The organism is Actinomadura sp. 6N118, from assembly GCF_044326415.1.
Taxonomy (GTDB): Bacteria; Actinomycetota; Actinomycetes; order Streptosporangiales; family Streptosporangiaceae; genus Spirillospora.
The window spans coordinates 1-11,436 of sequence record NZ_JBIRAZ010000004.1 but is presented as its reverse complement, the minus strand read 5'-3'; the positions used below and the strand labels follow the sequence as shown (position 1 = coordinate 11,436).

The 11,436-nt window shown below is 67.9% G+C and carries 12 protein-coding genes; 5 read left to right on the top strand and 7 right to left on the bottom strand.

The window, feature by feature from the left end; translation table 11 throughout:
* Nucleotides 1-5: 5 nt before the first annotated feature.
* Entirely contained in the window at nucleotides 6-476 is a 471-nt protein-coding gene (locus ACH34W_RS10770; protein ID WP_395960644.1) for a winged helix-turn-helix transcriptional regulator, read from the bottom strand.
* A 58-nt stretch (nucleotides 477-534) separates the two neighbouring features.
* Between ACH34W_RS10770 and ACH34W_RS10765 the strand changes: the two genes are divergently transcribed.
* Together ACH34W_RS10765 and ACH34W_RS10760 are read left to right on the top strand one after the other, a co-directional pair.
* Nucleotides 535-1,083, top strand: a complete 549-nt coding sequence (locus tag ACH34W_RS10765; RefSeq protein WP_395960643.1) for an SRPBCC domain-containing protein — start codon at nucleotides 535-537, stop codon at nucleotides 1,081-1,083.
* A 1-nt stretch (nucleotide 1,084) separates the two neighbouring features.
* The gene (locus ACH34W_RS10760; RefSeq protein ID WP_395960642.1) at nucleotides 1,085-1,444 is read left to right on the top strand and encodes a VOC family protein; all 360 of its coding nucleotides are present in this window, start codon (nucleotides 1,085-1,087) and stop codon (nucleotides 1,442-1,444) included.
* Between the two features lie 71 nt (nucleotides 1,445-1,515).
* On the opposite strand, the gene helR is transcribed toward ACH34W_RS10760, so the two are convergent.
* A complete protein-coding gene (helR, locus tag ACH34W_RS10755; RefSeq protein ID WP_395960641.1) occupies nucleotides 1,516-3,663 on the bottom strand; it encodes an RNA polymerase recycling motor ATPase HelR in 2,148 nt (715 codons plus the stop codon).
* 411 nt (nucleotides 3,664-4,074) lie between these two features.
* Here helR and ACH34W_RS10750 point away from each other — a divergent pair, with 411 nt between their 5' ends.
* On the top strand, nucleotides 4,075-5,088 hold the full coding sequence (locus tag ACH34W_RS10750) for a BtrH N-terminal domain-containing protein (RefSeq protein WP_395960640.1): 1,014 nt from the start codon (nucleotides 4,075-4,077) through the stop codon (nucleotides 5,086-5,088).
* A gap of 162 nt (nucleotides 5,089-5,250) precedes the next feature.
* Here ACH34W_RS10750 and ACH34W_RS10745 read toward each other — a convergent pair whose 3' ends face one another.
* From ACH34W_RS10745 to ACH34W_RS10725, 5 genes are all read right to left on the bottom strand, one after another.
* Complete coding sequence (locus ACH34W_RS10745) at nucleotides 5,251-5,844, bottom strand: dihydrofolate reductase family protein (protein WP_395960639.1); 594 nt, start codon at nucleotides 5,842-5,844, stop codon at nucleotides 5,251-5,253.
* An 82-nt stretch (nucleotides 5,845-5,926) separates the two neighbouring features.
* Nucleotides 5,927-6,877 carry an NAD-dependent epimerase/dehydratase family protein gene (locus ACH34W_RS10740; RefSeq protein ID WP_395960638.1) on the bottom strand — a complete coding sequence of 317 codons (951 nt, stop codon included), beginning with the start codon at nucleotides 6,875-6,877 and terminating at the stop codon, nucleotides 5,927-5,929.
* Nucleotides 6,878-7,069: 192 nt separating this feature from the next.
* Nucleotides 7,070-8,419, bottom strand: a complete 1,350-nt coding sequence (locus tag ACH34W_RS10735; protein WP_395960637.1) for an FAD-binding oxidoreductase — start codon at nucleotides 8,417-8,419, stop codon at nucleotides 7,070-7,072.
* Between the two features lie 71 nt (nucleotides 8,420-8,490).
* A complete protein-coding gene (locus ACH34W_RS10730; RefSeq protein ID WP_395960636.1) occupies nucleotides 8,491-9,330 on the bottom strand; it encodes a helix-turn-helix domain-containing protein in 840 nt (279 codons plus the stop codon).
* A 24-nt stretch (nucleotides 9,331-9,354) separates the two neighbouring features.
* Complete coding sequence (locus tag ACH34W_RS10725) at nucleotides 9,355-9,849, bottom strand: FBP domain-containing protein (RefSeq protein WP_395960635.1); 495 nt, start codon at nucleotides 9,847-9,849, stop codon at nucleotides 9,355-9,357.
* 64 nt (nucleotides 9,850-9,913) lie between these two features.
* Between ACH34W_RS10725 and ACH34W_RS10720 the strand changes: the two genes are divergently transcribed.
* A complete protein-coding gene (locus ACH34W_RS10720; protein WP_395960634.1) occupies nucleotides 9,914-10,492 on the top strand; it encodes a TetR/AcrR family transcriptional regulator in 579 nt (192 codons plus the stop codon).
* A 399-nt stretch (nucleotides 10,493-10,891) separates the two neighbouring features.
* The gene (locus ACH34W_RS10715) at nucleotides 10,892-11,305 is read left to right on the top strand and encodes a VOC family protein (protein WP_395960633.1); all 414 of its coding nucleotides are present in this window, start codon (nucleotides 10,892-10,894) and stop codon (nucleotides 11,303-11,305) included.
* The last annotated feature ends 131 nt before the right edge of the window (nucleotides 11,306-11,436 follow it).

Here is an 11,436-nt window from a genome sequence, read left to right as displayed (position 1 = left end):
GTCGGTCAAGCGTTGATGCGTTCGGCGGGCATGCCGGGTCCGATTGTGGCCTGGATCTCGGCCGGGTCGTGCACGCGGCCGCAGTGGGCGCACACCGTCTGCTGGGTGACTCCGGCGCCGCACACCGAATGGGTGTAGAGGATCGGGGGCTCCTCCTCGGTGGCCCACTGGTCGCCCCACTCGGAGAGCGCGACCAGAGCGGGCGCGAGCGCGCGTCCCTTGTCGGTCAGCAGGTACTCATACAGTTCCGATTGCTCGGAGTACCTGTGGCGCCGCATGAGCCCCGCCTCGACGAACCCGTCGAGGCGGGACTTGAGGATGTTGGTCGCGACCCCCAGGCTGCGCTGGAAGTCGTTGTAGCGGGTCGCTCCCCCGAACACGGCCTCGCGAACGATCAGCAGGCTCCAGCGTTCGCCGACCAGTTCCAGGGCGCGTGCGATCGAGCACACCTGTGAGTCGTAGGTCTTCCCCAGCATGCACCCAGTCTACCGATGGGGCTTGCATCATGAAAGCGCCTAGGTTAACTTCACTTGCATGATGCAAGCAGCCGAGAATTTCACCACCACCTTTCCGGTGGACCGGACTCCCCAGGAAGCGTTCGAGGCCATCACCAACGTCCGCGGTTGGTGGTCGCAGGGGGTCGAGGGCGTCACCGACCAGGCCGGCGGCGAGTTCGACTACCGCTTCAAGGACGTCCACCGCTGCAAGGTCCGCGTCACGGAACTCGTGCCCGGCCAGAAGGTCGCCTGGCTCATCCTGGACAACTACTTCAACTTCATCGACGACCAGGCCGAATGGAAGAACACCGAGGTCGTCTTCGAGATCTCCGAAAAGGACGGCGGTGCCGAGGTCCGTTTCACCCATGTGGGCCTGGTTCCGCAGTACGAGTGCTACGACGTGTGCACCAACGCCTGGGGCGGCTACATCGCCGGCAGCCTGCGCAACCTGATCAACACCGGCACGGGCCAGCCCAACCCCAAAGAGGACGGGAACGCCCCGGCCCACCAGCACGCCGCCACCGTACATCGCGCCAAGCGCTCACCCCAGGCCACCAGCCTGGCCGACACCGAGGTGAGCGCCTGAGATGACCATGATCACACCGAAACCCGGCAGCGTCCTTCTCGGCACCACCCGGCCGGCGGAACTACGTGACTGGTACCGCAGGGCGCTCGCACCGGGACACGAAGGCGAAGGGCCGATCGATCTCGGCGGCTTCCTGCTGGTCATCGAGGAGCGCGACGACGTCGACGCCAAGAACAACGAGCCGGGCCGGATGATCCTCAACTTCCACGTCGACGACTTCGACGCCGTCGAGGCACAGTTGCGGGCGGCCGGCGTGGACTGGCTCGTCCCCGTCGCCGATCGCCCCTCCGGCCGCTTCGGGACGTTCGAAGACCCTGATGGGAACTACCTCCAGATCATCCAGTTCAAGAAGAACGCCTAAGCCCAGGCGCCGTGCCCGGCCAGCACCCGCCGTGCGCTGGCCGGGCACGCTCGCTACCGCTTTGGCCGACGTCAGGAGCTCGTGAGGATGACGAGTCGCTGGGTGGCCCGGGTCATCGCGACGTAGCGGTCGACCGCTCCTTCGATGCCGTTGCCGAACGCCTCTGGGTCGATGAGGACGACGAGATCGAACTCCAGCCCCTTCGCCAGCTCCGGCGTCAGCGACCGGACGCGGGACCTCTCCTGAAAAGTGGGATCGCCGATGACGCAGGCGATCCCGTCGGCATTTGCGGCAAGCCAGGTGTCGAGGATCGAGCCCAGATCCGAAACGGATCCGTGGGCGACAGGGACGCCGCTGCTGCGGATGGAGGTCGGCACGTTGGCGTCCGGGAGCGCGGCCCGGATGACCGGCTCGGCCTCCGCCATGACCTCTTCCGGTGTCCGGTAGTTGATGCTCAAGGAGGCCAGGTTGATCTGGTCGAGCCCGATCCGCTTGAGCCGTTCCTGCCACGACTCTGTGAACCCGTGCCTGGCCTGGGCGCGGTCCCCGACGATGGTGAAACTCCGGGACGGGCACCGGAGCAGCAACATCTGCCACTCTGCATCGGTCAGTTCCTGGGCCTCGTCCACGACGATGTGCGCGAACGGGCCGGCTAGCAGGTCCGGTTCGATGCTGGGCAGTGCCGTCTCGTCGACCAGGGTGTTCCGTGCGTCCTGCCCGCGCAGCATCGTCACCGCACCTTCGCCGTCGTCATCAGCCTCGAGCAGGTTGTCGACGACCTGCGCCATGCGCTCACGTTCGGCCGCGACGGAGGCGTCACGCCGACGCTTACGTCGTGACGCCTCCGGGTCGCCGAGACGCTGCCGCGCTGCGTCCAGGAGCGGCAGGTCGGACTCCGTCCAAGCCTGGGTGTTCTCTCGCTGCAGCTTCTGAACGTCGTCGGGGCTGAGCCAGGGAGCGCACTTCCGCAGGTAGGCGGGTACCGACCACAGATCTCCGACGAGGTCGGCCGGTTCGATCAGCGGCCATGCCCTGTTGAGGGCCATGAGCAGTTCCCTGTCCCGCAGCAGCGATCTGCGGAGCAGATCAGCCGAGACGTCGCCGTCGTACTTGTCGATCAGGATCGCGAGCAGTTCCTCCAGGATCTGGTCGCGCGCCTCGTTGTGCGGCGTGCCGGGGTCCGGCGCTCGGAACGCCTCGGCCCACTCGTCGGCGCTCAGCCAGATGTCGGACCAGGGGGTCGTCACCGCCATCCCCTTGGTGGGCGGGTTCTCGTAGAACCGGACGGCCGTCTCGATCGCCTCCACCATGGTCGCCGAGGACTTCAGCCGGGCCACGTCCGGGTCGGTCTCGACCGCTGCCGCAGCTCCCTCGGTGACAAGGTCCCGCAGAGTGCAGGTCTGCACGCCCTCCTCTCCGAGGCTGGGCAGGACGTCGGCGACGTAGGCCAGGTAGGGCTGGTGAGGACCGACGAACAGCACGCCGCCCCGGCGGTGGCCGAGGCGGGGGTCGGAGTACAGGAGGTAGGCGGAACGGTGCAGAGCGACGACGGTCTTGCCCGTACCCGGACCGCCGTCGACGACCAGAGCGCCACGGGAGCCCGCGCGGATGATGGCGTCCTGGTCGGCCTGGATGGTGCCGAGCACGTCGCGCATCCGGGTCGACCGGTGGCCGCCCAGGCTGGCGATGAAGGCGGACTGGTCGTCGAGAGCGGCGTGCCCCTCGAACCCGTCCGAGGTGAACACCTCGTCCCAGTAGTCACTGATCCGGCCGCGCGTCCAGCGATACCTGCGGCGGCTCACCAGGCCCATCGGGTTGGCGTGGGTCGCTCCGAAGAACGGCTCCGCCGCCGGGGAACGCCAGTCGAGCAGCAACCGGCGACCCGCGCTGTCCTTGAGGCCAAGCCGTCCGACGTACACGGGCTCCGGGTCGTCGGCGGTGACGATGTGCCCAAGGCACAGGTCCATGCCGAAACGCCGCAGGGTCCGCAGGCGGGCGGTCAGCCGGTGGATCTCCATGTCCCGGTCCAGCGCCGCCTGGCCTTTGCCGCCGGGCGCCTTGCGCGCGGCATCGAGACGATCGGACAGGTCCGCGATCGACCGCTCAAGGCTCTCCGCGATCGCCGCGAAGTGGTGCTCGTCGCCGGCGATCAGCGCCGGGTCGGCCTTGGGGGCAAGGTGATCCGGAAGGTCGAACGCGCTGGTGGCCAGAGGGCTCAAGTTTTCAGCTCCGATCTGAGATACGTATGTTGGGCGCTCACGAGTGTTGGGCGCTCACGAGCCCGGCTCGACGGCAGGACCAGCACGTGACGTGTGCCGGCTGGCCTCGGCCGGACGATTCTGCGGCATGACCCGGGTCTTGTGGCAAGCCCCCCGGTGCGCTATACGTTGAGAGTGGAAAGGAGCGGGTAACCCCTTTCCCCTTCGTCCGCTGCGTACGGACAATCTCCTGGCGAAGTGACAGCGCACCGCGAACGGCTGTGCCGCTGACCCAGGAGCGCCTCCCGATGAGATGCGGATGAGATCCGATCTCCGTCAGCTCCCGTACCGCGTTGGACTCTCCCACTGTGGGAGAGTCCACCATGATGGCGTGCATGATGCCCTGATCATCCACGTCAAGGAGAGCATCGCATGACCACGGTGATAGACATCGATGCCCGCGGTACGCAGCATTGCGAGACGACAGCGCTGGGAGTGCTGCTGCGGCACCAAGGACTCGATCTGTCAGAGCCGATGCTCTTCGGCCTCGGCTCCGGCCTGTCCTTCATCTACTGGGACAGCAAGAACATGGGCTTCCCCTTCCTCGGCGGACGGGTCAAGCCCTTCGACCTCACCAGAAACCTAGCCACCAGGCTCAAGTTGGAGCTCGTGGTCCAGGAGACCACCTCGCCCCGCAGAGCTTGGGAGAACGTGACGGCCCCCATCGACGCCGGCCGCCCCGTCGGACTGCAGCTCGACAGCTACCACCTGGACTACTTCACGTCGAAGGTGCACTTCGGCGGTCATGTCGTCGCCATGTACGGCTACGACGACCACGACGCCTACCTGGTGGACACCGACCAGCAAGGTGGAGCGGTATCCACCAGCCTGAACAGCCTCGCCCTGGCCAGGGCCGCGCGCGGTCCGATGACCGCCAAGCACCGCTCGTTCACCCTCACCGCACCGAGGAACCTGCCCTCCCCGCAGGGTCAGATCGTTCCCGCCATCACTGCCTGCGCCGACGCCTTCCTCAACCCGCCCATCGCCAACCTCGGCCACCGAGGTATTGAGAAGGCCAGCAAATTGGTACGCACATGGCTGCAGCGCACCGATACCCCACAGCGGGACCTGCCCCAGGCCGCCCTCCTGATGGAGAAGGCCGGCACCGGCGGCGCCCTTTTCCGTAACCTCTACCGCGACTTCCTCACCGAATGCACCCACCTGCTCGACAGCAGCCACCTGCGCACTGGCCACGAGCTGTACACCGAGGCAGCCGCCCTATGGACGGAAGCCGCAGCACTGATCACAAAAGCCGGTGAATCAGGCGATACGCAGTGTCTCGAACAGGCAGGCACCGTCCTCTGCGACCTTTCACGAATAGAGCGCGAGGCCATGCAGGCGCTGAGCCGACTCGGGAGTGAGCCCCCGAGCGCGGTCCAGCCCTGACACTTCGTTGACCCCCGGCGACACGACACCCACGAGAACCACCCCCCGCTCGGCCGACTCGTCTCGGTGCCCTTCCGGGCCGTCGATCGGGGCCGTTCTCGACCCGCACCGCCAGCGCGCCGTTGATCTCGCCGCCGTCGATCCCCCTGCCGGTGACCAGGATCAGCGGACGACCCGGTAGTGGAGGTGGGTGACGCCCGGCGCAGGCACAACCTCGACGAGCTCGAGGGCGATGTGGTCAGGCAGTGCCTGGAAGTACGGCCGGCCGCCGCCGAGCAGGATCGGCACCTGGTGAAGGATCAGCTCGTCGACGAGGCCTGCCTTCAGCGCCTCGGTGACGACGCCGCCGCCCTGGAGCGCGACATCCTTTCCACCGGCTTGTTCCCGCGCGACCGCGATCGCCTCCTCGATGCCGGTGGAGACAAAGGTCTGCTCCGGCCAGGCAGCGGGCGCCGGGCGGTGGCTCAGCACGACCAGCGGGGCCAACGGGTGCGGTTTGCCTCCGGCCGACCACCCCGAGTCGTCGTAGGTGTTGCGGCCGGAGATGACCACGCCGACGGAGGCGGCGAGCTCGTCGAAGACACGGACGCTCTCCGCCGACAACCGGAAGCCGTCGAAAACCTTGCTCGGGGTGTCGCCGTCGCCGTACCAGTCGAAGAGGACGCCGCCGTCGCCGAGCCCGCGGCCGGGGCCCGGCTCACGGCCGGTGATGTAGCCGTCGACGGAGACGGAGAGTGCACTGAGGACTTTGCTCATCGGTGAGCCACCTTCCTGAGTTTCTTTCGAGAGACCTGACCACCACCTGCGAGCGGCAGCTGCCGATGTTTCGCGCGGTGGGCTAGCGGTCATGTCCCTTCAGCCAGTCGACGTAGTCAGGTACGGCACGTTCGACGTCGTACTCCGGCCGGAAGCCGGTGTCCTCCCGCAACCGGGTGATGTCGAGGTAGTTGTCCGGCGGCCGGTCGGGATTGCGGCCCTCCAGGAGGGTGACGTCCGCGCCCGGAACAGCGGCGTTGATCGCGTCGACGACCTCGCCGTACCGCACCAGCCGTCCGCTCGAGACGTTGTAGATGCGGTGGTTCAGCCGATCCGCGAGCATGAGCAGCGCGATGGCCCGGCCGCAGTCCTTCACGTAGCAGAGGTCCGTGTGGTCCTCGGCGTACGCGGGCGGGCGGGGCGGGGTGAGATCGGGGTCCTCACCCCAGACCGCCGCGCTGATGAGGCGGGGAAGCGGGGTGAACGGGTTGTCGGGCACGCCGAGGGGCCCCCAGATGGTGCCGATCCGCAGGCTCACCGTGTCGAACCCGGCGCTGTCGCCGGCCAGCGAGGCGAACAGCTCCGCGGTCTTCTTGAACACCGGGATCTGGTGCGCCGCCACTACCGGCAGCGGGACGTCCTCGCGCAACGGGACCTCGCCCGCCCCCATGTACACGGCGATGCTGCTGGCGACGGAGAACCGCCGCACGCCCCACACCGTCGCGGCCTTGAGCGCGTTGAGCAGGCCGAGGGTGTCGGCGCGGAGGTACTCGACCGGATCGGGCAAGTCGTAGCGGGCCGCCGCGAGGTGCACGATGCCGGTGATCTCGTGCCGCCTCCCGATGTCGAGGAAGGCCGCCTCGTCCGTTGTGTCCAGCGGCTCGACGACGACCCGGCCGCTGGGCTCACCGGCGAGATACTCAGGCAGCCGGGTGGACCGGTGCGCGGTGAGCACGACGGATTCGCCCAGGTCGAGCAGCGCCCGTGCGGTATGCGACCCGATGGAACCCAGGCCGCCGGTAACAAGTATCATTTGCACCCCTTCACATCGACGGCGGTGTACGCGCCGTGCATCCTTGCGGCGCGGAGTGGGAAATTGTCCCGATCTCCCACGGCAGTCGGGTTTGCCTCGTTGTCGACCGGACCGGTGATGAATCCGTCCAGTGACTTCGCCAGGTAAAGGATCAGGCGAGACATTTTCCTCCAAGAATTCGCGGGTCGGATGTCAGACGCATTGCGGGAAATCGAAAAGCCGGTTGGGGTCATAGGTCTTCTTGGCCGCCGCCAGCCGGGAATGGTTGCCCGAGTGGTAGGCGTCCGCCCAGTCGTCCAGCCGCGGATCGGGGAAGTTCGGATAGACACGCCCAGACCCATCGGCGTGGGCGATCTCCCAGGACCGGTCGATCCACGCGCTGGGCGCCTCGGCGGTGTGCTGGAGCAGGAAAAGCTCATTTCGATGGGCGAAGGCGGTCGCGGTTTCCGGGGCGCGGTTGTAGGCGCCGCCCATCGCCGTGAATGTCAGCTGCCTCCCTCCCCCAGGCTCGCCGCCGAAAAATGTGGAGAGCATCGCATCGGTCGTTGCCGGACGCATCGGTCGTGCGAACAACTCCGATCGGCTGCGCAGAACCGAGGCGCCCGGCTCCTCGCCCGGCTCCCCGCGCAGGTCGATGTCGTCGAAGGAGGTCTTCAGGCGATGAAAGGGCAGCCCACCGCGCACATCGACCTCGGGATTCACTCCGGCCGCATCGCGGAACTCCTCCAGCAGCGCACGGCTGACGGCCTCCTCCTGCAGCGAGGCCCCGAACAGGACGGCCTCGGGCGGCTCGCCGGGTTCGGCTATCACGGTGAGATTGGCGGTGATCTCATCGGGTGCGCCCGGCGCCCAGCTCTGCCAGGCCGCGACCGTTTGCGCGGCCTGGTCCGGGGGCAGGGCCCAGCGCAGTTCGAAGCGGGTCGTCACCGGCTCGGGAACGGTGTCGAAGACCAGCGAGGTGACCACGCCGAACTGGCCGCCGCCCGCGCCGCGCAAGGCCCAGAACAGCTCCGGCTCCCGGTCGGCGTCACAGTCGACGACGCGTCCGTCCGCGAGCACGACCTGGGCGCCGGCGAGGCGATCGCAGGTGAACCCGTACCTGCGTCCGAGCAGGCCGATCCCGCCGCCGAGGGTGAGGCCCGCGATGCCCACGGTCGCGCCGCAGCCAGCCGGAACGGTCCGTCCGTGCAGATGCAGCGTGGTGTACACCTGCGCCAGGCGGGCTCCAGCGCCGATCGTCGCGCGCCCGTCGTCGGTCACCGCGATGCCGTCGAGTCCGGCCAGGTCGAGGACGACCCCATCGGTGGACGACCGTCCCGCGAAGCAGTGGCCTCCGCCGCGCGGGACGATGGGGATGCCGGCCTCGCGGGCGTACCGGATTCCGAGTGCCACGTCCGTGACCGAGGCGCACTGGATCATCGCCCGGGGACGCACATCGCGGTAGGCGGGGTTGGCGGGGCGCCGGACGTCCTCATAGCCAGGGGACTCGGGGACGAGTAGCTCGCCATCGAGTTCCGCCTGCAGCCCGTCCAGATTGATCACAGATGCGAGGCTAGGAAGGGCCCGGCCTCACGGCTTGAACGAAACGAGCATCCTTGACGAACGAGCGTCCTTCACGACCGCAGGGGCGCCATGGCACGGGTGGCCAGGAACGGTTTGTAGGACGCCGAGTGGTCATGGCCGCAGCCGCACCGATTGGCACCGCCCCTGAGGAGTTCACTGGGGCTGACCCCGGTTAGGCGCACACATTCGCGGCTGAGATGAGCGTGGTCGGCGTATCCGACGTCCACCGCAAGCCCGGACAGTCCGTCCGCGCCCATCTGTCCGCTGGGCGTCGCACCCGCCTGGGCAAGAGCCAGGAATCCTTGAAATCGCAGCGTCCGTTGAAGTGTCTTCGGGCCGACACCCACCAGATGCAGGCAGCGGCGCCGCAACTGGCTGGAGGAGATCGCCAGGTGCCCGGCGAGCGCGCCGACCTCAATCGGGTGCCACGGCATCAACCGCCGCACCGCCTCTCCCACCAGCGGATCGAGATGACCCTCCCATCGGAAGATCTGGAGGAGATGCGCTTGGACCACATCCAGCGCCGCCCCCGGTCCGGGCGCGGAGATCACCGCCTCCCCCAGCCGCTCGGCCGTGCCGCCCCATAATTCATCAAGGCCCACCCGCGCGTCCAAGAGGTCATCCAGGACGACGGGCAACGGCGGCGCCATCCCAGGATGGAAACGCACCCCGACAAGCGTCGTGTTCGGCGGGATGACTTCGACATTCGGGCCTGTCAGCGGCCCGAGCAATTGCGGCAGACCACCGATCGGGAAGTGGAGCTCCACCCCTCCCGTGGGCAGATGCCGCTGAACGTACGGCGCCTCTCCCGTCCGCTGAATCCAGACAGTACGCACCACACCGCGCAACTCGGCGATGGGCGAACGCTCAACATAGGACTCCGTCGTCACAGCAGCAGGCTACTGACGGCCAGCTCAGCGGCCCACCTTGTCCAGGAAACCGGCCAGGTTGGCAGTGGTCCGGTCGATCTGTTCCTGAAGGGTGAGCGACTCCTGGATCCGGGCGTCAGGCCCGGCTTTCTTCTTCCCACGCAGGTAGAGCGAGCAGGCCAGATCGGCGCAGAAGTAGGCGCCCACCGAGTTGCCCTCCTGCCCGTTCCGGCCTGCTCTGCGCGCGGTCATCAGCGAGACGCCGCCCCCTGTATGGGTGGTCAGGCACAACGAGCACATGCTGCGCCGAGCCAGCCCGGCGTGTGACGCGGTCAGGCGCAACGCCACTCCCACCAGCCCGCCTCCGGACTCGGTGACCAGGTAGGCCCGCTGCGGGGAGGCTGGGTCCCGCCATCCGAGGAAGTCCAGGTCGTTCCAGGGTCGGTCAGCCAGATCCCTTGGCACGGCCAGACGCTTCGCCTCGCCCTTGCTGCAATTGACGAACGATGCGCGGATGTCGCGCTCGGTTACCGGCCTCATATCTCGTACGGTATGGTTCCTAGGAGTATTAGGCAAATCCTTAGAGCGCCTAGGAAGGCGGCACATGGCACGCGCGGGGCTGACCGCCGAACGCCTGACCCGGGCCGCGGCGGACCTGGCCGACGAGGTCGGCTTTGAGAACGTGACGGTCTCGGCACTGGCACGCAGGTTCGGCGTCAAGGACGCGAGCCTGTATTCGCACATCAAGAACGTGCAGGACCTGAAGTCCCGAGTGGCGGTGCTCGCCCTCGCCGAACTCGCCGACAGAGCCGCCGCCGCGCTGGCAGGCCGCGCGGGCAGGGATGCGCTGGCGGCGTTCGCGAGCGTTTACAGGGACTTCGCGAAGGAACATCCGGGCATGTACGCGGCAGCGCAGTTCCGGCTCGACCCGGAGACGGCGGCCGCCAGCGCCGCAAGGCGGCATGCCGAGCTGACCCGGGCGATCCTGCACGACTACGACTTGCCGGAGCCCGACCAGACCGATGCGGTACGGCTGCTCGGCAGCGTTTTCCATGGCTACGTGAGCCTGGAGGTCGCCGGCGCGTTCAGCAACCACCCCCGCGCTATCGACGCCTCATGGTCACGGGCCCTCGACGCCCTCGACAGCGCCCTGCGGAACTGGCCGAGCCCATCGGAAAGGTGAGCCAGACGTAGCCCGGCTCGACGTAGCCCGGCTCGACGTAGCCCGGCTCGACGTAGCCCGGCTCGACGTAGCCCGGCTCGACCTAGCCCGGCTCGACGTAGCCCGGCTCGACCTAGCCCGGCTCCGAGCCTTGGTCGGCACTGCCACGCCTCCTGCACCGCGTCCTCGGCCTCGCTGGGTGAGCCGAGCATCCGAAAGGCCACTGCATGAAGCGGCCCTTGTGCTCGGCGAACCGCTCGCTCAGCCAGTCGTGCTCAACCATCCGTCACATTCCTCCGTCCCGGCCCGTCATACCAATTGACCGGCGAACAAGCGTCGATGTGACATCCGGGCTCGGTCAGGATGTCCCGCCTGCCGGTTCAGGCAGTCCGTAGACCCCAAGCACAAAGGAGATCAGGAATGAAAGCGCACGTCAGCTCGATCCTCCTCGGCGTCCGGGACATGGACAGGTCCAAGCAGTTCTACGTGGAGGGGCTCGGCTGGAAGGTCAAGGACGACTACGGCGTCTCGGTGTTCTTCGAATCGGACGGAGGCTCGCTCGTCGGCTTCTATGGCCGCGAAGGCTTGGCCGACCAGATGGGCACGAGCCCCGAGGGCAGCGGCTTCAGCGGGCTGGCCCTCACCTACGTCGTCCGTACAGAGGCGCGGGTCCGCGAGATCATGGCGGAGGCCGAGAAGGCCGGCGCCACGATCCTCAAGCCCGCAGGCGCCCTGCCGTGGGGCGGGTACGGCGGCACCTTCGCCGACCCCGACGGCTACATCTGGAGTCTCGGCTACAGCGACCAGGGGACCGACCAGCCCTACGCGGAGTAGCCAGAGAACCTCTGGCGAGTGTGAGTGACGCGGCTATTGCCGAGCACGCCGACCGAGCTCCTGTGGACGGATGGTCCCTCAGCTTGCCCGGTGTGACCGGTACCCACGAGCAGGTTCGGGGGGGCCCCCGG